Genomic DNA, 19853 nt, shown 5'->3' with positions numbered 1-19853 from the left:
GGGTCGTAAGCGGTCGGGGACATCCCATACAGCTCGCCGGCGCACTGACCGGCGCACCAACGAGGAGATCGGTTCGTGACGATCCGCGTAGGCATCAACGGTTTTGGCCGAATTGGCCGCAACTACTTCCGGGCGCTCCTTGAGCAGGGAGCGGACATCGAGATCGTCGGTGTCAACGACCTGACTGACAACGCCACTCTGGTGCACCTGCTCAAGTACGACACCATCCTGGGCCGCCTCAAGGCCGAGGTCTCCCACACCGACGACACCATCACCGTCGGCGGCAACACCTTCAAGACCTTCGCCGAGCGCGACCCCGCGAACCTCCCCTGGGGCGAGCTGCGCGCCGACATCGTCATCGAGTCGACCGGCATCTTCACGAAGAAGGCGGACGCCGCCAAGCACATCGCCGCCGGCGCGAAGAAGGTCCTCATCTCGGCTCCGGCCAAGGACGAGGACATCACCATCGTGATGGGCGTCAACCAGGACAAGTACGACGCGGCCAGCCACCACGTCATCTCCAACGCCTCCTGCACCACCAACTGCGTGGCGCCGATGGCGAAGGTCCTCCTGGAGAACTTCGGCATCGTCAAGGGCATGATGACGACGGTCCACGCCTACACGAACGACCAGCGCATCCTGGACTTCCCGCACTCGGACCTGCGCCGCGCCCGCGCCGCCGCCGAGAACATCATCCCGACCACCACCGGTGCCGCCAAGGCCACCGCCCTGGTGATCCCGGAGCTTGCGGGCAAGCTCGACGGCATCGCGATGCGCGTCCCGGTCCCCACCGGCTCCGTGACCGACCTGGTGATCGAGCTGGAGCGCGAGGTGACCAAGGACGAGGTCAACGCCGCCTTCCAGAAGGCCGCCGAGGGCCAGCTCAAGGGCATCCTGGACTACACCGAGGACGCGATCGTCTCCTCCGACATCGTGAACTGGCCGTTCTCCTGCACCTTCGACTCCTCCCTGACGATGGTCCAGGGCAAGCAGGTCAAGGTCATCGGCTGGTACGACAACGAGTGGGGCTACTCCAACCGCCTCGTCGACCTCACGGTCTTCGTCGGTGGCCAGCTCTGAGCAGGCCGGGCTCCACGCAATACGAGGTCTAAGGCAAGGCACCACGATGTGAGCACAGGGTCCGGGCAGCGCGACGAAGCGCCGCACGGGCCCTGTTGCTTGTCTCGTTCTCCCTTCCTCGCCCTTAGGGTGAAGGGCTGACAAGGAGTAGAAACACATGAAGACGATCGACGAACTGCTCGCCGAGGGCGTCAAGGGCAAGCGGGTCTTCGTCCGCGCGGACCTCAACGTCCCGTTCGCCAAGGGCACCACCACCATCACCGACGACGGCCGCATCCGCGCCGTCCGGCCGACCGTCGCGAAGCTCGCCGAAGCCGGCGCGCGCGTGGTCGTCGCCTCGCACCTGGGCCGTCCCAAGGGCACGGGCGCGGAGCCGGAGTTCTCCCTCGCCCCGGCCGCCGCCCGCCTGGGCGAGCTGCTCGGTGCGGACGTCGCGTTCGCCACCGACACCGTCGGTGCCTCCGCCAAGGCGACCGTCGCCGCCCTCACCGACGGCCAGGTCGCCGTCCTGGAGAACCTGCGCTTCAACGCGGGCGAGACCTCGAAGGACGACGCCGAGCGGGGTGCCTTCGCGGACCAGCTCGCGGAGCTGGCCGACGTGTACGTCGGCGACGGCTTCGGCGCCGTCCACCGCAAGCACGCCTCGGTCTTCGACCTGCCCGCGCGCCTCCCGCACGCGGCCGGCTACCTCATCGCCACCGAGGTCGGCGTCCTGAAGAAGCTGACCGCGGAGGTCGAGCGGCCGTACGTGGTCGTGCTCGGCGGCGCCAAGGTCTCCGACAAGCTCGCCGTCATCGACGAGCTGCTCGGCAAGGCCGACCGCATCCTCATCGGCGGCGGCATGGCGTACACCTTCCTCTACGCCAAGGGCCACGAGGTCGGCATCTCCCTGCTCCAGAAGGACCAGGTCGACGTCGTCAAGGAGTACATGAAGCGTGCCGAGGAGACCGGCGTGGAGCTGGTCCTCCCGGTCGACGTCCTGGTCTCCGCGGAGTTCCCGGACCTGAAGACGAAGGCTCCCGCCGTCTTCGACACCGTCGCCGCCGACGCGATCCCGAAGAACAAGGAGGGCCTGGACATCGGCCCCGAGACGCGCGAGCTCTACGCGTCGAAGATCGCCGATGCCAAGACCGTCTTCTGGAACGGCCCCGTCGGCGTCTTCGAGCACCCCGACTACGCGGGCGGCACCACCGCCATCGCGCAGGCCCTCGTCGACAGCAGCGCCTTCACCGTCGTCGGCGGTGGCGACAGCGCTGCCGCGGTCCGCATCCTGGGCTTCGACGAGAACGCATTCGGCCACATTTCCACCGGTGGCGGCGCCTCCCTCGAATACCTCGAGGGCAAGACGCTCCCCGGTCTCGCCGCCCTGGAGGGCTGACCCCCATGTCTGCTGCTGACACCCGTACCCCGCTCATGGCGGGCAACTGGAAGATGAACCTCAACCACCTCGAGGCCATCGCGCACGTCCAGAAGCTCGCCTTCGCCCTCACCGACAAGGACTACGACGCCGTCGAGGTCGCCGTCCTGCCGCCCTTCACCGACCTGCGCTCGGTCCAGACGCTGGTCGACGGCGACAAGCTGAAGATCAAGTACGGCGCTCAGGACCTCTCGGCGAAGGACTCCGGTGCCTACACCGGTGAGATCGCCGGTCCGATGCTGTCGAAGCTGAAGTGCACGTTCGTGGCCGTCGGCCACAGCGAGCGCCGCCAGTACCACGCCGAGACCGACGAGATCTGCAACGCCAAGGTCCAGGCCGCGTACCGGAACGGCATCACCCCGATCCTGTGCGTCGGCGAGGGCCTGGAGATCCGCAAGGCCGGTCAGCAGGTCCCGTACACGCTGGCGCAGGTCGACGGCGGCCTCAAGGACATCCCGGCCGAGCAGGTCGAGTCCATCGTGATCGCGTACGAGCCCGTCTGGGCGATCGGCACCGGCGAGGTCGCCACCCCCGAGGACGCCCAGGAGGTCTGCGGGGCGATCCGCGGCCGCCTCGCCGAGCTGTACTCCCAGGAGCTGGCCGACAAGGTCCGCATCCAGTACGGCGGCTCGGTCAAGTCCGGGAACATCGCGGCGATCATGGCCCAGCCCGACGTCGACGGCGCCCTGATCGGCGGCGCGGCGCTGGACGTGGACGAGTTCGTCAAGATCGTCCGGTTCCGCGACCAGTGAGTGCTGCTGTGAGTATGCGGTAGGACGGATCCGTCGTACCCTTGCGGGGGCCAGGAGGCTGAACCACCAGCCACTGGCCCCCGTGCACTTCCCCGCAAAGCCGGAACGCCAGAAAGCCAGAAAGTAGGAATCAGCCGTGATTATGGGGTTCTCGATCGCCCTGATCGTCTTCAGCGCCCTGCTGATGCTGCTCGTGCTGATGCACAAGGGCAAGGGCGGCGGCCTTTCCGACATGTTCGGCGGCGGCATGCAGTCCTCGGTCGGCGGTTCCTCCGTAGCCGAGCGCAACCTGGACCGGATCACCGTCGTCGTCGGCCTGCTGTGGTTCGCGTGCATCGTGGCCCTCGGCCTGCTGATGAAGACGAGCAGCTGACCGTTCTGGCCATTCCGGCGGACCGGTCGGCTCCGCCCGGCCTATCATGAGGTTCGGCGCCCGATCGCGGAACAAGTAACTCCGTTCCCCGCCCCTCTGCGGGGTCGGTCCCTCCGTTCGCTGCAAGCGAGTTGGGCCGTACGTAGACCGGGCGCCCGCAGCGGACATTCCACTCACGCTGTGCGGCACCATCACGCAGGGAGTTACGACCGTGGCAAGTGGCAACGCGATCCGTGGTAGCCGGGTCGGAGCGGGGCCGATGGGTGAGGCCGAGCGCGGCGAGTCCGCGCCCCGCCTGCGCATCTCCTTCTGGTGCTCGAACGGGCACGAGACGCAGCCGAGCTTCGCCAGCGACGCGCAGGTGCCGGACAACTGGGACTGTCCGCGCTGCGGGTTCCCGGCCGGCCAGGACCGGGACAACCCGCCGGCACCGCCCCGCACCGAGCCGTACAAGACCCACTTGGCCTACGTACGGGAACGGCGCACCGACGCCGACGGCGAGGCGATCCTCGCGGAGGCGCTCGCGAAACTCCGCGGCGAGATCTGAATCCGCCCGGTGCGCACATGACTTGGGACCCGGTCCCGCAGGAATACCCTTCCTGCGGGACCGGGTCCTTTTCCTAGGTGACGCGTCGAATGCGGCGGTACCGCGCAGCCGCTTCCGATCCTTTAAGTTGGAGCCCGGCGGGGCACGACAGGACGGAAGAAGTGGGTTTATGTCGGAGATGAACGCAGAGGGACGTACGAAGCTCAACCGGACCCCGCAGTGGCAGGCACTGGGCAAGCACCGGGAGGAGTTCGGACAGACGCATCTGCGGGAGCTGTTCGAGGCCCAGCCCGGCCGCGGCACCGGTTACACCCTGCGGGTCGCGGACCTGCACATCGACTACTCGAAGCACCTCGTCACCGACGAGACGCTGGAGCTGCTGCGCGAACTGGCGGCGGCCACGGGCGTGGCGGAGCTGCGCGAGGCGATGTTCCGCGGCGAGAAGATCAACACGACGGAGGACCGGGCGGTGCTGCACACCGCCCTGCGCGCGCCGAAGGGCGCGGTCGTCGAGGTGGAGGGGGAGAACGTCGTCCCCGGGGTGCACGCCGTGCTCGACAAGATGGCCTCCTTCGCCGACCGGGTCCGGTCGGGGGAGTGGACCGGCTTCACCGGCGAGCGCATCACCAACGTCGTCAACATCGGCATCGGCGGCTCCGACCTCGGCCCGGCGATGGCGTACGAGGCCCTGCGGGCCTTCACGGACCGCGGGCTGACCCTGCGCTTCGTCTCCAACGTGGACGGCGCCGACCTCCACGAGGCGCTGCGCGGCCTGGACCCGGCCCGGACGCTGTTCGTCATCGCGTCGAAGACCTTCACCACGATCGAGACCATCACCAACGCGGAATCGGCGCGGGAGTGGCTGCTCGCCGGTCTCGGCGGCGACGCGCAGGCGGTGGCCCGGCACTTCGTCGCGCTGTCGACCAACGCGGAGAAGGTCACCGGGTTCGGCATCGATCCGGCCAACATGTTCGAGTTCTGGGACTGGGTCGGCGGGCGCTACTCCTTCGACTCCGCCATCGGACTGTCGCTGATGATCGCGATCGGCCCGGACGCCTTCCGGGAGCTCCTCGGCGGCTTCCACACCATGGACCAGCACTTCCGGACGGCGCCGCCGGAGGAGAACGCACCGCTCCTGCTGGGCCTGTTGGGGATCTGGTACAACGCCTTCTTCGACGCGCAGTCGCACGCGGTCCTCCCGTACAGCCACTACCTGTCGCGCTTCACCGCCTACTTGCAGCAGCTCGACATGGAGTCCAACGGCAAGTCCGTGGACCGCGAGGGCGATCCGGTGGAGTGGCAGACGGGCCCGGTGGTGTGGGGCACGCCCGGCACCAACGGGCAGCACGCCTACTACCAGCTGATCCACCAGGGCACCCGGGTGATCCCCGCGGACTTCATCGGCTTCGCCCGGCCGGTGGAAGAGCTGTCGCCCGCGCTGGCGGCCCAGCACGACCTGCTGATGGCGAACTTCTTCGCCCAGACGCAGGCGCTGGCCTTCGGCAGGACGGCGGACGAGGTACGGGCGGAGGGCGTGCCGGAGCCGCTGGTCCCGCACAAGACCTTCCGGGGCAACCACCCGACGACGACGATCCTGGCCGGCGAGCTGACCCCGGCCGTGCTGGGGCAGCTGATCGCGCTGTACGAGCACAAGGTGTTCGTCCAGGGCGCGGTCTGGAACATCGACTCCTTCGACCAGTGGGGCGTGGAGCTCGGCAAGGTCCTCGCCAAGCGGGTCGAACCGGCCCTGACCGAGGGCGCGGAGGTACCGGGCCTGGACGCCTCGACGAAGGCGCTCGTGGCCACGTACCGCGAGCTGCGCGGCCGCGGCTGAGGCCGACCGCCGGCAGGTATGACGGAGCGCCCCGCACCGGAAGGTGCGGGGCGCTCCGTCACGGGTCAGGCCGAGGCCGGCGGATACATGTCCGACGGGAGCCGGGCCGCCGCCGCGCGGTCCAGGAGCCACAGGGTGCGCGAGCGCCCGGAGGCGGCCGCGGCCGGGGCCTGGACCCCGCCGGCGCCGCCGAGGGCGATCGCCACCGCTCCGGCCTTGTCCTCGCCCGCCGCCAGGAGCCACACCTCGCGGGCCGCCCGGATGGCCGGGAGGGTCAGCGAGATCCGGGTGGGCGGGGGCTTCGGAGCGCCGTGCACGCCGACCACCGTGCGCTCGCTCTCGCGGGCCGCCGGGTGCTCGGGGAAGAGCGAGGCCACGTGGGTGTCCGGGCCCACGCCCAGCATGAGCACGTCGAACTGCGGGACCGGACCGTGGTCTTCCGGACGGGCCGCCTTCGCCAGTTCCACCGCGTACGCCGCGGCAGCCGCGTCCACGTCGGCCCCGTACGGGCCGTCCGAGGCGGGCATGGCGTGCACGCGGGCGGGGTCCACGGGGACGGAGTCCAGGAGGGCCTCGCGGGCCTGGACGTGGTTGCGCTCGGGGTCGTCGGCGGGGACGTACCGCTCGTCGCCCCACCACAGGTCCAGCCGCGACCAGTCGACCGCGTCCCGGGCCGGGGCGCAGGCGAGCGCCGCGAGGAGCCCGTTGCCGTTGCGGCCGCCGGTGAGGACCACGGAGGCGCTGCCTCGGGCGGCCTGCGCGTCGACGATCTTCGTGATGAGCCGGGCCGCTGCGGCCTGGGCCATCAGCTCCTTGTCCCGGTGGACGACGACCTGGGGAGTCGTCATACCCATGGGCTGCCGCCTTCTCGGTAGTGCGGGTGGTTCCGGTGCGGGTGCGGATGGTGCGGGGTGCCGCTGCGCGGGGCTGCCTTTCCCCCCTCCGCCCCGCCCCTTCCCGGGTCCGGGGCCGAACCCCGGGAAACGGCGAAAGGACGGGGGGAGAGCCCCGCAGGGGCCGGTTACTTGGCCGTGGGCTTCTTCGCCGGCTTCGGCGAAGCGGGCTTCGCGGCCGGGGCTTCGGCAGGGGCCCCGGCCTCGGCCTTCGGCTTCGCCTTCGCGGGTGCCTCCGCGGCCTCGGAGGCCTGTGCCGCCAGCTTCGAGACGCCGAACTTCAGCGCGGACTCGTACGTGTTGTCCGGGTCCAGCCGGCGCAGTTCCTCCGCCAGCAGCTCGGCCGTGTCACGGCGCTTGAGCGCCACCGCACGGTCGGGCTGCCCCGGCATGCACAGCGTGGCCAGGGCCCCGTCCGCACGGTCCAGGACGATCTCGCCGTCCTTCGTCTCCAGGCGCACGGCCGTGAGACCCGGGCCCGAGGACCGGGTGCGCCCGACGGGAACCTGGAGCCGGTCCGCCAGCCACATGGCCAGCAGCTCGCAGCTGGGGTTCTCGTCCTCGCCCTCGACGACCGCGGAGCGGACCGCGAACACCTGCTGGTCCAGCGCCGCCGCCAGCATGGAGCGCCACGGGGTGATCCGGGTCCACGACAGGTCCGTGTCCCCGGGGGCGTACGCCGCGGCCCGCCTGCCGAGGGCCCCGATCGGTTCCTCGCAGGAGTACGTGTCCGTGATGCGGCGCTGGCCCAGCGCCCCGAGCGGGTCGCCCGCCAGGTCCGAGGGAGCACCGTCCGGCCACCAGACGACCACGGGGGCGTCCGGAAGGAGCAGGGGGAGAACCACCGACTGGGCGTGGTCGACCAGTTCGCCGTGCAGGCGGAGCACCACCGTTTCACCGCTGCCGGAGTCCGCCCCGACGCGGATCTCCGCGTCGAGACGGGCGTCGCGGCGGCTGCGCGGCGAGCGGCTGACCCGCTTGATGACGACGATGATCCGCGAGGGGTGTTCGTGGGATGCGTCGTTCGCCGACCTGAGCGCGTCGTACGCGTTCTCCTCGTCGGTCACGATCACCAGCGTGAGGACCATGCCGATGGCCGGAGTGCCGATGTCCCGGCGCGCCTGCACCATCGCCGCATTGATCCTGCTGGAGTTGGTCTCCGTGAGGTCGATCTTCATGGCCGGCGCCAGCTCCGTCCGTCTCGTGCGAGCATCTCGTCCGCCTCGACCGGCCCCCAGGTGCCCGCGGGGTACTGAGCGGGCTTGCCGTGCTTGTCCCAGTACTCCTCGATCGGGTCGAGGATGTTCCAGGACAGCTCCACCTCCTGGTGGCGCGGGAAGAGGTTCGCGTCGCCGAGGAGCACGTCGAGGATGAGCCGCTCGTACGCCTCGGGGCTCGACTCCGTGAAGGACTCGCCGTAGGCGAAGTCCATCGTGACGTCCCGGACCTCCATGGAGGTGCCCGGAACCTTGGAACCGAAGCGGACCGTCACGCCCTCGTCCGGCTGGACCCGGATGACCAGGGCGTTCTGCCCCAGCTCCTCGGTCGCACCCGACTCGAACGGCAGGTACGGGGCCCGCTTGAAGACCACCGCGATCTCGGTCACCCGGCGGCCCAGGCGCTTGCCGGTCCGCAGGTAGAACGGGACGCCCGCCCAGCGGCGGTTGTTGATCTCCAGACGGACGGCCGCGTAGGTGTCGGTCTTCGACTTGGGGTCGATGCCGTCCTCTTCGAGGTACCCGACGACCTTCTCGCCGCCCTGCCAGGCCGCCGAGTACTGGCCGCGCACGGTGTAGTTGCCCAGGTCCTCGGGCAGCTCCACGGCGGTCAGCACCTTGAGCTTCTCGGCCACCAGCGCCTTCGGGTGGAAGGAGCCGGGCTCCTCCATCGCGGTCAGCGCGAGCAGCTGCAGCAGGTGGTTCTGGATGACGTCACGGGCGGCGCCGATGCCGTCGTAGTACCCGGCCCGGCCGCCGATGCCGATGTCCTCCGCCATGGTGATCTGCACGTGGTCGACGTAGGACCGGTTCCAGATCGGCTCGAACATGGTGTTGGCGAAGCGGAGCGCCAGGATGTTCTGGACGGTCTCCTTGCCGAGGTAGTGGTCGATCCGGAAGACCTCGTCACGGGGGAACACCTCGTGAACGATCTTGTTGAGCTCCTCGGCGCTGGCCAGGTCGTGGCCGAAGGGCTTCTCGATGACGGCGCGCCGCCAGGAACCCTCCTTCTGCGCCAGGCCGTGGTTCTTGAGCTGCTGGACCACCTTGGGGAAGAACTTCGGCGGCACCGACAGGTAGAAGGCGAAGTTGCCGCCCGTGCCCTGCGCCTTGTCGAGCTCGTCGATCGTCGCCTTCAGGGTCTCGAAGGCGGCGTCGTCGTCGAAATCGCCCTGCACGAACCGGCAGCCCTGCACCAGCTGCTGCCAGACCTCCTCCCGGAACGGCGTGCGCGAGTGCTCCTTGACGGCCTCGTACACCTCCTGGGCGAAGTCCTCGTGCTCCCACTCCCGTCGGGCGAACCCGATGAGCGAGAAGCCAGGCGGGAGCAGACCGCGGTTGGCCAGGTCGTAGACGGCAGGCATCAGCTTCTTGCGCGACAGGTCACCCGTAACGCCGAAAATGACCAGGCCGGACGGCCCCGCGATGCGCGGGAGCCGCCGGTCCTGTGCGTCACGAAGCGGGTTCGCTCCGTTAACAGACAAAGTGTTCAGGCCTCCGTGGGGGCGAGGCGCTCGAGCTCCGCCTCGGTCGACTTCAGCAGGTCGTTCCAGGACGCCTCGAACTTCTCGACGCCCTCGTCCTCGAGCAGCTGCACCACATCGTCGTACGAGATGCCCAGCTTCGCGACCGCACCGAGCTCGGCGCGTGCCTGCTCGTAGGTGCCGCGCACGGTGTCACCCGTGATGCGGCCGTGGTCGGCGGCGGCCTCCAGCGTGGCCTCCGGCATGGTGTTCACCGTGTTCGGGGCGACCAGGTCGTCCACGTACAGGGTGTCCTTGTACGCCGGGTCCTTGACGCCGGTCGAGGCCCACAGCGGACGCTGCTTGTTGGCGCCGACCCGCTCCAGGGCCGTCCAGCGGTCCGAGGAGAAGACCTCCTCGTAGGCCTCGTAGGCCAGCCGGGCGTTGGCGAGCGCCGCCTTGCCCTTGAGGGCCTTGGCCTCGTCGGTGCCGACGGCGTCCAGGCGCTTGTCGATCTCGCTGTCCACGCGGGACACGAAGAAGGAGGCGACCGAGTGGATCAGCGAGAGGTCCAGGCCGGCGGCCTTGGCCTTCTCCAGACCCGCCAGGTAGGCGTCCATGACCTCGCGGTAGCGCTCCAGCGAGAAGATCAGCGTGACGTTGACGCTGATGCCCCTGCCGATGACCTCGGTGATCGCCGGCAGGCCGGCCTTGGTCGCCGGGATCTTGATGAGGGTGTTCGGGCGGTCCACCAGCCAGGCGAGCTGCTTGGCCTCGGCGACGGTCGCTCCGGTGTGGTGCGCCAGGCGCGGGTCGACCTCGATCGACACGCGGCCGTCCTGGCCGTCGGTGCGGTCGTAGACCGGGCGCAGGATGTCGGCGGCGTCGCGGACGTCCGCCGTCGTGATCATGCGCAGGGCCTCTTCCACCGTCACCTTGCGGGTCGCGAGGTCGGCGAGCTGCTGCTCGTACCCCTCGCCGCCGCTGATGGCCTTCTGGAAGATCGCCGGGTTGGTGGTGACACCGACCACGTGCGACTGGTCGATGAGCTCCGCCAGGTTGCCGGACGTGATGCGCTTGCGGGACAGGTCGTCCAGCCAGATCGCCACGCCCTCGTCGGAGAGGCGCTTGAGTGCGTCTGTCATGGGAATTGCATCTCCTACTGTTCTTGTACCGGCGTCAGCGCGCGGCGGCGGCGAGGGACTCGTGGGCGGCGGCGGCCACGCGCTCGGGGGTGAAGCCGAACTCGCGGAACAGCACCTTCGCGTCGGCCGAGGCACCGAAGTGCTCCAGCGAGACGATCCGGCCCGCGTCGCCGACGTAGCGGTGCCAGGTCAGGCCGATGCCCGCCTCGACCGCGACACGCGCCTTGACCGACGGCGGCAGGACGCTGTCCTTGTACGCCTGGTCCTGCTCCTCGAACCACTCGACGGACGGCATCGAGACGACGCGGGTGGGGATGCCCTCGGCCTGGAGCTGCTCGCGGGCCTCCACGGCCAGGTGCACCTCGGAGCCGGTGCCGATGAGGACGACCTGCGGCTCGCCGCCGGTGGCCTCGAAGAGCACGTACCCGCCCTTGGCGGCGTCCTCGTTGCGCTCGTAGGTCGGCACGCCCTGGCGGGTGAGGGCCAGGCCGTGCGGGGCGCCCTTGCCGAACACCTTGGTGTGCCGCTTGAGGATCTCGCGCCAGGCCACGGCGGTCTCATTCGCGTCGGCCGGGCGGACCACGTTCAGGCCCGGGATGGCGCGCAGCGAGGCGAGGTGCTCGACGGGCTGGTGGGTCGGGCCGTCCTCGCCGAGACCGATGGAGTCGTGCGTCCACACGTAGGTGACCGGCACGTGCATCAGCGCGGAGAGGCGGACGGCGTTGCGCATGTAGTCGGAGAACACCAGGAAGGTGCCGCCGTAGATGCGGGTGTGGCCGTGCAGGGCGATGCCGTTCATGGCCGCGGCCATGGCGTGCTCGCGGATGCCGAAGTGGATGGTGCGGCCGTACGGGTCGGCCTCCGGCAGCGGGTTGCCCACCGGAAGGAACGAGGATTCCTTGTCGATGGTGGTGTTGTTGGAGCCGGCCAGGTCGGCCGAGCCGCCCCACAGCTCCGGGATGACCGCGCCGAGCGCCTGGAGCACCTTGCCGGAGGCGGCGCGGGTGGCGACGCCCTTGCCGGTCTCGAAGACCGGGAGCTGGTCCTCCCAGCCCGCGGGCAGCTCGTTGGCCTGGATGCGGTCGAACTCGGCGGCGCGCTCCGGGTTGGCGGTGCGCCAGGCGGAGAAGTCCTTCTCCCACGCGGCCTTGGCCTCGCGGCCGCGGTCCAGCGCCTTGCGGGTGTGGGCGATGACCTCGTCGGAGACCTCGAAGGTCTGCTCCGGGTCGAAGCCGAGGACGCGCTTGGTGGCCGCGACCTCGTCGTCGCCGAGCGCGGAGCCGTGCGAGGCCTCGGTGCCCTGGGCGTGCGGGGCGGGCCAGGCGATGATCGAGCGGGCCGCGATGAAGGACGGCTTGCCGGTCTCGGCCTTGGCGGCCTGGATGGCCGCGTACAGGGCCTTCGGGTCGAGGTCGCCGTTCTCCTGCTGCGCGACGCGCTGGACGTGCCAGCCGTAGGCCTCGTAACGCTTGAGGGTGTCCTCGGAGACGGCCGTCTCCGTGTCGCCCTCGATGGAGATGTGGTTGTCGTCCCACAGCAGGACGAGGTTGCCCAGCTTCTGGTGGCCGGCCAGCGCGGAGGCCTCGTGGGAGATGCCCTCCTGCAGGCAGCCGTCGCCCGCGATCGCGTAGACCATGTGGTCGAACGGGGAGGTGCCCTGCGGGGCCTCGGGGTCGAACAGACCGCGCTCGTAGCGGGAGGCCATGGCCATGCCCACCGCGTTGGCGATGCCCTGGCCCAGCGGGCCGGTGGTGGTCTCGACGCCGGCCGTGTGGCCGTACTCCGGGTGGCCGGGGGTCTTGGAGCCCCAGGTGCGGAACGCCTTGAGGTCGTCCAGCTCCAGCCCGAACCCGCCGAGGTACAGCTGGGTGTAAAGGGTGAGGGACGAGTGCCCAGCGGAGAGCACGAAGCGGTCGCGGCCCACCCACTCGGGGTCCGCCGGGTCGTGCCGCATCACCTTCTGGAAGAGGGTGTACGCGGCGGGGGCCAGGCTCATCGCCGTACCGGGGTGGCCGTTCCCGACCTTCTGGACCGCGTCAGCGGCCAGGATGCGGGCGGTGTCGACGGCCCGCTGGTCCAGTTCGGTCCACTCGAGCTCTGTGGTGGTCGGCTTGGTGCTCACCGTTGGTCAGGGCTCCTCTCCACATGTCTGTTCCCGGTGACGAACGGTGCACCGGCTGCGATTCCGAGCCTACCCCCGCCAGGGCGTGCAGCTATTCGAGTGTCCACAGTCCGTCAGTGCGTCGGCAGCCCGTGTTCACCTGCACGCCGGGGACGCGGTCCGCTCCGTCGTGGCTCCTCGGCCGCCCTCGGCGAGGGCTCCCTCCGCGGTCCGGCCGGTCCAACACGAAGCGACCCCCGCGCAGGGCCACGTAAGTGCAACGTCTACAGTGGCGTGGTACGCGCAAGCCTTTACCGGGCCTTCATGTGGTGAACGGTCCGAGTCGGAGCTTGCTGGATTCTCTCTCAGGGGTGCGTGTGACGGCCGTCGAATCCCGTCCAGCGGGGGTGCTCGGGACGAGCCCCGGTCACCGGCCGTTCGGGGCCAGGGTCATGGCTTTCGTGGCTTTGACCAAGCCTCGGATCATCGAACTTCTGCTGATCACCACAGTGCCGGTGATGTTCCTGGCCGAACAGGGTGTTCCGTCGTTGTGGCTGGTCCTGGCGACCTGCTTCGGCGGTTACCTGTCCGCGGGCGGGGCCAATGCGCTGAACATGTACATCGACCGCGACATCGACGCGCTGATGGACCGCACCTCCCAGCGTCCGCTGGTGACCGGCATGGTCAGCCCCCGCGAGTGCCTGGCCTTCGGCCTCACGCTCGCGGTGGTGTCCACCCTGTTCTTCGGCCTGCTGGTCAACTGGCTGTCGGCGGCGCTCGCGCTCGGCGCGCTCCTCTTCTACGTCGTGGTCTACACGATGCTCCTGAAGCGCCGCACCGCCCAGAACATCGTCTGGGGCGGCATCGCGGGCTGCATGCCGGTGCTCATCGGCTGGTCGGCCGTCAAGAACGAGGTCTCCTGGGCCGCGGTCATCCTCTTCCTCGTCATCTTCTTCTGGACGCCGCCGCACTACTGGCCGCTGTCGATGAAGGTGAAGGACGACTACGCGCGCGTCGGCGTGCCGATGCTCCCGGTCGTGGCCGGAAACAGGGTCGTGGCGCGCCAGATCGTCCTCTACAGCTGGGTGATGGTCGCGGTCTCGCTGCTGCTGACCCCGCTGGGGTACACGGGCTGGTTCTACACCGCGGTCGCGCTGGTGGCCGGCGGCTGGTGGCTGTGGGAGGCGCACGCGCTGCACGCACGGGCCAAGGCGGGCGTGACGGGCGCGAAGCTCAAGGAGATGCGCCTGTTCCACTGGTCGATCACCTACGTGTCGCTGCTCTTCGTGGCCGTGGCCGTGGATCCCTTCCTCCGCTGATTACTCGCCGGTAGCATGCCCTCCATGGCAGAGACCGCGAGCACCGCAGACACCACAGACAAGGCACAGCGCCGTACGGCCGAGAAGCTGGCCCGGCAGATCGGCGCGTTCGGCAAGGAGCACGGCGGCGTCGAGGGCCACCTCGCCCACATCGGCCAGGCCGGCACCCGGATCGTCCTCGTCGGCACCGACGGCGGCTGGGGCGACCTGGTGGCCCCGACCTACGCGGTGGCCGAGCTGGCCGCCGAGAAGGCCGGCCTCACCCTCCACGAGGAGTTCGACGGGGACGTGGCCGCCCGGGTGCGGACCGGCCCGTACGAGTGGACGCGCATGGCGGGCATCCAGGTCGGCGGCCCCGCGAACCCGGCCGCCTGAGCCGGTCCCCCGGCCCGAGGTGCCCGCTCGGTCAACAGCGCGAGCAACACCTCACACCCCGCTCACCCGTTAGGACGTGTGGAAGCCCCTTCCTCACGTCCGCAACGGGATGCCCGGATGATCGAAACGCCGCCCCTGGTGGACCAGTACTGCCACGGAGTGCTCCGTACCGAGCTGGGTCTCGGCACCTTCGAGACCCAGCTGGTCCGCTCGGCCGGCCCGCCCGCGGCGGGCACGACCTTCTTCGACACGCAGACCGGCTTCGCGGTGCGCCGCTGGTGCCCGCCGCTGCTCGGGCTGGAGCCGCACTGTGCGCCCGCCCGCTACCTGGCCCGGCGGCGCGAGCTGGGCGGGGCCGAGACCGCACGGCGCCTGCTGAGGGGGTCCAGGGTCGCCGCCTACCTGGTCGACACCGGCGTGCCCGGGGACCTGACCGCACCCGGGGAACTGGCGCTGGCCGGGGACGCCGAAGCCTTCGAGATCGTACGGCTGGAGCCGCTGGCCGAGCAGGTCGCGGACACCTCCGGGACCGTGGCCGCCTTCCTCGCCAACCTCTCCGGCGCGGTCCACGACGCCGCCTCCGCGGCCGCGGCATTCACCTGCGGCACCAGCCCGGGGTACGCCGCCACCCTCGCCTGCGCGCCCGGACCGCCCGGTCCCGGCGAGGTGCGCGCGGCGGCCGGGCGGTGGCTGGCCCGCAGGCCCCGGGGCGGAACCCTGCGGGACCCCGTACTCCTGCGGCACCTGCTGTGGAGCGCGGTGGCCTCCGGGCTGCCGCTCCAGCTGCACGCGGGCCCCGAGGAGCCCGGGGCACGGCCCGACGGGGCCGATCCGGCGCTGCTGGCGGACTTCCTGCGGGCCACCGCGGGTCTCGGCACCCAGGTGGTGCTGCTCGGGGGCCACCCCCACCACCGGCACGCGGCACGGCTGGCGGCGGCCTTCCCCCACGTCCACGCCGACGTGGGCGCGGCCCTCGGGCGGACCGGGGCCGGGGCCGCGGCGGTGCTCGCCGAACTGCTGGAGCTGGCGCCGTTCGGGAAGCTGCTGTTCTCCAGCGGCGGCGGGCGGCTGCCCGAACTGCACGCGGTGGGCGCCCTGGTCTTCCGCGAGGCGCTCGGCAGGGTGCTGGGCGGCTGGGTCACCGACGGGGCCTGGTCCTGGCGGGACGCGGACCGGGTGGCGGCCATGCTCGCGGCGGGCAACGCCCGCCGCGTCTACCGGCTGGACGGGGGCGGGTGAGCCCCGCCGCTCAGACCGCCGCGAGCCGGGGATCGTCCTGGGCCGGGACGTCCGCCCGGCCGGCCGGCCGCTCGCGCAGGCCGAGCGCGAGCCGCAGGGCCGCGATCCACACCAGGCAGGAGCCGAGCATGTGGGCGCCGACCAGGACCTCCGGCAGCTCCGTGAAGAACTGCACGTAGCCGATGCCGCCCTGGGCGAGCAGCACGATCAGCAGGTCGCGGGCGCGGGCCCGGGTGTCGGCGGGGGCGTCGACGACGCGCAGCACCAGCCACATGGCGACGGCGAGCGCGCACACCAGCCAGGCGGCGATCGCGTGCAGGTGGGCGGTGGTCTCCCAGTCGAAGGGCATGCGCTCGATCTCGCTGCTGTCGCCCGCGTGCGGTCCGGATCCGGTGACTACCGTGCCCGCCGCGATGAGGACGAAGGTCGACGCGAGCATCGCCCAGGAGAGCTTGCGCACGGGCCCCGGCACCCGGGGCCGGGGTGCGGCGTCGCCTTCGGCGGTGCGCTGCCAGGTGACGGTGGTCACGGTGATCAGCGCCGTGGCGAGCAGGAAGTGCCCCGCCACGCTGTACGGGTTGAGGCCCGTCATGACGGTGATGCCGCCGAGCACGGCGTTGGCCATGACGATGACGAACTGGGTCCACCCGAGCCTGGTCAGCACGGTGCGCCAGGGCTTGGCCGAACGGGCCGCGAGGATGACCCAGCCGACGGCCGCGCAGAGCACGTACGTCAGCATCCGGTTGCCGAACTCGATGGCTCCGTGGAAGCCCTGGGCCGGCGTCGCGATCAGACTGTCGTCGGTGCACTTGGGCCAGGTGTCGCAGCCGAGACCGGATCCGGTCAGCCGCACCGCCCCGCCGGTGACGACGATGGCCACGCTCATGAGGAGCGCGGCGAGCGCGGCGCGCCGGACGGTCCGGGGTGACGGAGTCCAGCGAGTGGCGAGGTATGCGAAGGGGTTCAACACGGCGACCATCGTAAACCGAGCCTTGTGCAAAGTTTCACGAGGGGGTGGTGCCGGATGCCTCCGGGCCGATGGTGCGGCGGAACCGGGCACCGGCGGGGTCGCCTTCCTCGTGCCACCACACTCGGACCCGCCACGGTGCGCCGTCGCGGGGGCACTCGGCCGCATCCGCGAAGCTCCGTACCAATGCGGTTCCTACGTCATCGGCTGTCCTGTTCCTTACGTTTGCCGAGCTGTGCCAGGAAGGCCCCGGTACGTCCCACAGTCCGTCAGGACCGCGCACCTCCACGCGCCAGACCGCACGCCACGGCGTCACCTCCAGCATCGTGCGCACCTGCTCGGCCCCGACTCCCAGCCCGGCCGCGATCGCCGGCTCCGCCACCCCCTGGATCCTGGCGGCCACCACCGCCTGCGGCAGCAGCCGCTCGGGCAGCAGACCCCGGGAGCGCAGGCCGGCGAGGGATGCGAAGCCCAGGAAGCGCAGGCGCAGTTCCAGCTGGCGGCCGATGTGGTCGAGGGCCGCCTCGGTCTCCGCGGACTCCTCCCCGCCGGGGTCCGCGAGCAGCAGGTGCCGGAAGTCCGACTCCGCGTCCACCGCCCAGGCCACCGCGTCCTCGGCACAGCCGAGCTCCGCGAGCCGGTCGCCGAGGAACACCTTGGCCTGGGCGAGGCCGCGCCGGTTGACCGCGTCGTACGGGTCCAGCCCCGCCCACACCTCGACGGCGGCCCGGGTCAGGTCACGGGCGCGTTCGCCGGCGGCCCGTTCCATCGCGCTCGGGCCGTCCGTGGCCGCCGGGCCCAGCGGGTGCCGGGGCAGCCGGGCCCCGTCGCTCAGCGGCCAGGCCAGCCACACCCCGTGGTTGATCAGCCCGCGGGCGTACCAGCGGGCGTACTCGGGGGAGCAGGGGGCGGCGCGCTCGGCGCTGCGCAGCGCCTCCTCGATGGTGGCGAGGGCGGTCGCGCGGTCCCCCTCGGCGAACCGCAGCGCGGCCCGGTCCGCCAGCCGCAGACCCAGCAGGGCGGTGCACTCGGGGTCGGACGGCCAGGCGCGCAGGGCGCCGATCAGCTCGTCCAGCAGCCGTTCGCGCTCCTGAGGTTCCGCCTGCGCGGCTCCGGAGCGGACCCGCGCCCACCGGTCGTCCAGCCGAAGAACTGCCTCTCGCTCCGCCATGTCCGCCCCCCGGCGTCGTGGTCCGCACACCTCACGGTGACGGCGTTCATCGTCGCGGGAAGGCGGACCTCAGCGGAAGGGTTTCATTCCCAGCGGAACAGTCGCGCGGCGGCGCCCAGCCCCAGGACGGCCCAGACCGCCAGGACGGCCGCGTCCCCCCACGGCAGCGCGGCCCCGTTCCGGAGCACCTCGCGCAGCCCCTCGGACAGGGCCGAGATGGGCAGCAGCTCCAGCAGGGACCGCACCCCGTCCGGGAACTTCTCCAGGGGCACGATCACCCCGCCGCCGACCAGCAGCAGCAGGAAGACCAGGTTGGCGGCGGCCAGGGTCACCTCGGCCTTGAGGGTGCCCGCCATCAGCAGCCCGAGCCCGGAGAAGGCCGCCGTACCCAGCAGGAGCAGCACGGCCACCGACAGCGGGTTCCCCTGCGGGGACCAGCCCAGTCCGAAGGCGATCACCGTCAGCAGGGCGATCTGGAGCACCTCGGTGACCAGTACCGACAGGGTCTTGGCGGCCATCAGCGCCCAGCGGGGCAGCGGGGAGGCCCCGAGCCGCTTGAGGACCCCGTAACGACGGTCGAAGCCGGTGGCGATGGCCTGCCCGGTGAAGGCGGTGGACATCACGGCGAGCGCCAGGACGCCGGGCGCGAGGAAGTCCACGGACCTGCCCTCGCCGGTGTCGAGGATGTCGACGGTGGAGAAGAGGGTCAGCAGCAGCGCCGGAATGATCACGGTCAGCAGCAGCTGCTCCCCGTTGCGCAGCAGCATCCGGGTCTCCAGTGCCGCCTGCGCGAGGATCATGCGGGACACCGGGGCGGCGCCCGGGCGGGGGGTGAACGTACCGGCGCTCATGCGCGCAGCTCCTTGCCCGTGAGCTCCAGGAAGACGTCTTCGAGGGTGTGCCGCTCCACCGAGAGGCTGTCCGGCATCACGCCGTGCTGTGCGCACCAGGAGGCGACGGTGGCGAGCAACTGGGGATGGACGTCGCCGGTGACCCGGTACGAGCCGGGCAGCAGTTCGGCGGCCTGGGTGCCGTCGGGCAGCGCCTTGAGCAGCGAGGCCAGGTCGAGGGAGGGGCGGCCGGTGAACCTCAGGGTGTTCTCGGCGCCGCCGCGGCACAGCTGCTCGGGACTGCCGTGGGCGATGACGCGGCCGGCGTCCACGATGGCGACCTCGTCGGCGAGCTGCTCGGCCTCGTCCATGTGGTGGGTGGTGAGCACGACGGTGACCCCGTCGGCGCGCAGTTCGCGTACGAGGTCCCAGGTCGCCCGGCGGGCCTGCGGGTCGAGGCCCGCGGTGGGCTCGTCCAGGAAGACCAGCTCGGGGCGGCCGACCACGGCCATGGCGAGGGCGAGGCGCTGCTGCTGGCCGCCGGAGAGCCTGCGGTAGGAGGTGCGGCCGCAGCTGCCGAGGCCGAGGCGCTCCACCAGGGTGTCCACGTCCAGCGGGTCGGCGTACAGCTTGGCCATGTGGCGCAGCATCTCGACGGCCCGGGCTCCGGAGTAGACGCCTCCGGACTGGAGCATCACGCCGATCCGGGGCCGCAGGGCGGCGGCCTGGGCGACGGGGTCGAGGCCGAGGACGCGGACGGTCCCGGCGTCGGGGCGGCGGTAGCCCTCGCAGGTCTCGACCGTGGTGGTCTTGCCCGCGCCGTTGGGACCGAGGACCGCGGTGACGGAGGCGCCGGGGACGGTGAGGTCCAGGCCGTCCACCGCGGTTCTGGGTCCGTACCGCTTCACCAGTCCGCGGATCTCCACGGCGGGGTCGTTGCTCATGGGGGCCCAGTCTACGGAGCCGGGGAGGGGCCGGGGTCCCGGGGTCGTAAGGGCTGCGGGCCCGTTCATCCATGACCTCTCGTGGTGTCCGGCCGGCGCGCGGTCCTGTGCCACATGCTCGTCCGCCCCGCTCGCGACAGGGATGTTTCACCCGGGAGCGGTGGCGGCCAAGATCTCCGTGCTCCG

Annotated in this window: 18 protein-coding genes; 9 read left to right on the top strand and 9 right to left on the bottom strand. The window is 71.1% G+C overall.

Annotation, left to right across the window (positions count from 1 at the left end):
- The first annotated feature begins 75 nt into the window (after positions 1 to 75).
- The 6 genes from gap (at position 76) to pgi (ending at position 6003) form a co-directional block, all read left to right on the top strand.
- Positions 76 to 1080: a type I glyceraldehyde-3-phosphate dehydrogenase gene (gene gap / locus ACFWUZ_RS07070; protein ID WP_384368357.1), complete on the top strand. Its 1005-nt coding sequence runs from the start codon at positions 76 to 78 to the stop codon at positions 1078 to 1080.
- Positions 1081 to 1237: 157 nt separating this feature from the next.
- Complete coding sequence (locus tag ACFWUZ_RS07065) at positions 1238 to 2458, top strand: phosphoglycerate kinase (RefSeq protein WP_384368354.1); 1221 nt, start codon at positions 1238 to 1240, stop codon at positions 2456 to 2458.
- A gap of 5 nt (positions 2459 to 2463) precedes the next feature.
- Positions 2464 to 3249: a triose-phosphate isomerase gene (gene tpiA / locus ACFWUZ_RS07060; protein ID WP_384368351.1), complete on the top strand. Its 786-nt coding sequence runs from the start codon at positions 2464 to 2466 to the stop codon at positions 3247 to 3249.
- 142 nt (positions 3250 to 3391) lie between these two features.
- A complete protein-coding gene (gene secG, locus ACFWUZ_RS07055) occupies positions 3392 to 3622 on the top strand; it encodes a preprotein translocase subunit SecG (RefSeq protein ID WP_266938906.1) in 231 nt (76 codons plus the stop codon).
- Between the two features lie 211 nt (positions 3623 to 3833).
- On the top strand, positions 3834 to 4169 hold the full coding sequence (locus ACFWUZ_RS07050; protein WP_078904317.1) for an RNA polymerase-binding protein RbpA: 336 nt from the start codon (positions 3834 to 3836) through the stop codon (positions 4167 to 4169).
- Between the two features lie 178 nt (positions 4170 to 4347).
- Positions 4348 to 6003, top strand: a complete 1656-nt coding sequence (gene pgi, locus ACFWUZ_RS07045) for a glucose-6-phosphate isomerase (protein ID WP_384368850.1) — start codon at positions 4348 to 4350, stop codon at positions 6001 to 6003.
- A gap of 65 nt (positions 6004 to 6068) precedes the next feature.
- Here the strand turns inward: pgi and pgl are convergent, their stop codons facing one another.
- From pgl to tkt, 5 genes are all read right to left on the bottom strand, one after another.
- A complete protein-coding gene (gene pgl / locus ACFWUZ_RS07040; protein ID WP_384368847.1) occupies positions 6069 to 6851 on the bottom strand; it encodes a 6-phosphogluconolactonase in 783 nt (260 codons plus the stop codon).
- 173 nt (positions 6852 to 7024) lie between these two features.
- On the bottom strand, positions 7025 to 8074 hold the full coding sequence (opcA, locus tag ACFWUZ_RS07035; RefSeq protein WP_384368348.1) for a glucose-6-phosphate dehydrogenase assembly protein OpcA: 1050 nt from the start codon (positions 8072 to 8074) through the stop codon (positions 7025 to 7027).
- On the bottom strand, positions 8071 to 9597 hold the full coding sequence (gene zwf / locus ACFWUZ_RS07030; RefSeq protein WP_384368345.1) for a glucose-6-phosphate dehydrogenase: 1527 nt from the start codon (positions 9595 to 9597) through the stop codon (positions 8071 to 8073). Before zwf ends, opcA begins: the two co-directional genes overlap by 4 nt.
- 5 nt (positions 9598 to 9602) lie before the next feature.
- A complete protein-coding gene (gene tal / locus ACFWUZ_RS07025) occupies positions 9603 to 10721 on the bottom strand; it encodes a transaldolase (protein ID WP_384368342.1) in 1119 nt (372 codons plus the stop codon).
- 34 nt (positions 10722 to 10755) lie between these two features.
- Entirely contained in the window at positions 10756 to 12843 is a 2088-nt protein-coding gene (tkt, locus tag ACFWUZ_RS07020; RefSeq protein WP_384368339.1) for a transketolase, read from the bottom strand.
- Positions 12844 to 13199: 356 nt separating this feature from the next.
- Here tkt and ACFWUZ_RS07015 point away from each other — a divergent pair, with 356 nt between their 5' ends.
- From ACFWUZ_RS07015 to ACFWUZ_RS07005, 3 genes are all read left to right on the top strand, one after another.
- On the top strand, positions 13200 to 14141 hold the full coding sequence (locus ACFWUZ_RS07015; RefSeq protein WP_384368336.1) for a heme o synthase: 942 nt from the start codon (positions 13200 to 13202) through the stop codon (positions 14139 to 14141).
- Between the two features lie 24 nt (positions 14142 to 14165).
- Positions 14166 to 14516: a hypothetical protein gene (locus ACFWUZ_RS07010; RefSeq protein ID WP_384368333.1), complete on the top strand. Its 351-nt coding sequence runs from the start codon at positions 14166 to 14168 to the stop codon at positions 14514 to 14516.
- A gap of 117 nt (positions 14517 to 14633) precedes the next feature.
- Positions 14634 to 15755: an amidohydrolase family protein gene (locus tag ACFWUZ_RS07005; RefSeq protein ID WP_384368330.1), complete on the top strand. Its 1122-nt coding sequence runs from the start codon at positions 14634 to 14636 to the stop codon at positions 15753 to 15755.
- Between the two features lie 10 nt (positions 15756 to 15765).
- Here the strand turns inward: ACFWUZ_RS07005 and ACFWUZ_RS07000 are convergent, their stop codons facing one another.
- The 4 genes from ACFWUZ_RS07000 to ACFWUZ_RS06985 form a co-directional block, all read right to left on the bottom strand.
- The gene (locus ACFWUZ_RS07000) at positions 15766 to 16734 is read right to left on the bottom strand and encodes a heme A synthase (RefSeq protein WP_384368327.1); all 969 of its coding nucleotides are present in this window, start codon (positions 16732 to 16734) and stop codon (positions 15766 to 15768) included.
- Between the two features lie 25 nt (positions 16735 to 16759).
- On the bottom strand, positions 16760 to 17893 hold the full coding sequence (locus tag ACFWUZ_RS06995; RefSeq protein ID WP_384368324.1) for a hypothetical protein: 1134 nt from the start codon (positions 17891 to 17893) through the stop codon (positions 16760 to 16762).
- A gap of 83 nt (positions 17894 to 17976) precedes the next feature.
- The gene (locus ACFWUZ_RS06990; protein ID WP_384368321.1) at positions 17977 to 18744 is read right to left on the bottom strand and encodes an ABC transporter permease; all 768 of its coding nucleotides are present in this window, start codon (positions 18742 to 18744) and stop codon (positions 17977 to 17979) included.
- Positions 18741 to 19667 carry an ABC transporter ATP-binding protein gene (locus tag ACFWUZ_RS06985; RefSeq protein WP_384368318.1) on the bottom strand — a complete coding sequence of 309 codons (927 nt, stop codon included), beginning with the start codon at positions 19665 to 19667 and terminating at the stop codon, positions 18741 to 18743. The genes ACFWUZ_RS06990 and ACFWUZ_RS06985 overlap by 4 nt, the downstream gene beginning before the upstream one ends.
- Between the last annotated feature and the right edge of the window lie 186 nt (positions 19668 to 19853).

The organism is Streptomyces sp. NPDC058646 (genome assembly GCF_042716875.1).
In the GTDB taxonomy this organism is placed as follows: domain Bacteria; phylum Actinomycetota; class Actinomycetes; order Streptomycetales; family Streptomycetaceae; genus Streptomyces.
This window is presented reverse-complemented; position numbering and strand designations above follow the sequence as displayed.

Excerpts from the sequence above, each read along its gene's own strand:
- ACFWUZ_RS07065 (WP_384368354.1), top strand. The coding sequence starts at position 1,238 with ATGAAGACGATCGACGAACTGCTCGCCGAGGGCGTCAAGGGCAAGCGG.
- tpiA (WP_384368351.1), top strand. The coding sequence starts at position 2,464 with ATGTCTGCTGCTGACACCCGTACCCCGCTCATGGCGGGCAACTGGAAG.
- secG (WP_266938906.1), top strand. The coding sequence starts at position 3,392 with ATGGGGTTCTCGATCGCCCTGATCGTCTTCAGCGCCCTGCTGATGCTG.
- pgi (WP_384368850.1), top strand. The coding sequence starts at position 4,348 with ATGAACGCAGAGGGACGTACGAAGCTCAACCGGACCCCGCAGTGGCAG.
- pgl (WP_384368847.1), bottom strand. The coding sequence starts at position 6,851 with ATGACGACTCCCCAGGTCGTCGTCCACCGGGACAAGGAGCTGATGGCC.
- opcA (WP_384368348.1), bottom strand. The coding sequence starts at position 8,074 with ATGAAGATCGACCTCACGGAGACCAACTCCAGCAGGATCAATGCGGCG.
- tal (WP_384368342.1), bottom strand. The coding sequence starts at position 10,721 with ATGACAGACGCACTCAAGCGCCTCTCCGACGAGGGCGTGGCGATCTGG.
- ACFWUZ_RS07010 (WP_384368333.1), top strand. The coding sequence starts at position 14,166 with ATGGCAGAGACCGCGAGCACCGCAGACACCACAGACAAGGCACAGCGC.
- ACFWUZ_RS07005 (WP_384368330.1), top strand. The coding sequence starts at position 14,634 with ATGATCGAAACGCCGCCCCTGGTGGACCAGTACTGCCACGGAGTGCTC.
- ACFWUZ_RS07000 (WP_384368327.1), bottom strand. The coding sequence starts at position 16,734 with ATGGTCGCCGTGTTGAACCCCTTCGCATACCTCGCCACTCGCTGGACT.
- ACFWUZ_RS06995 (WP_384368324.1), bottom strand. The coding sequence starts at position 17,893 with ATGGCGGAGCGAGAGGCAGTTCTTCGGCTGGACGACCGGTGGGCGCGG.
- ACFWUZ_RS06990 (WP_384368321.1), bottom strand. The coding sequence starts at position 18,744 with ATGAGCGCCGGTACGTTCACCCCCCGCCCGGGCGCCGCCCCGGTGTCC.
- ACFWUZ_RS06985 (WP_384368318.1), bottom strand. The coding sequence starts at position 19,667 with ATGAGCAACGACCCCGCCGTGGAGATCCGCGGACTGGTGAAGCGGTAC.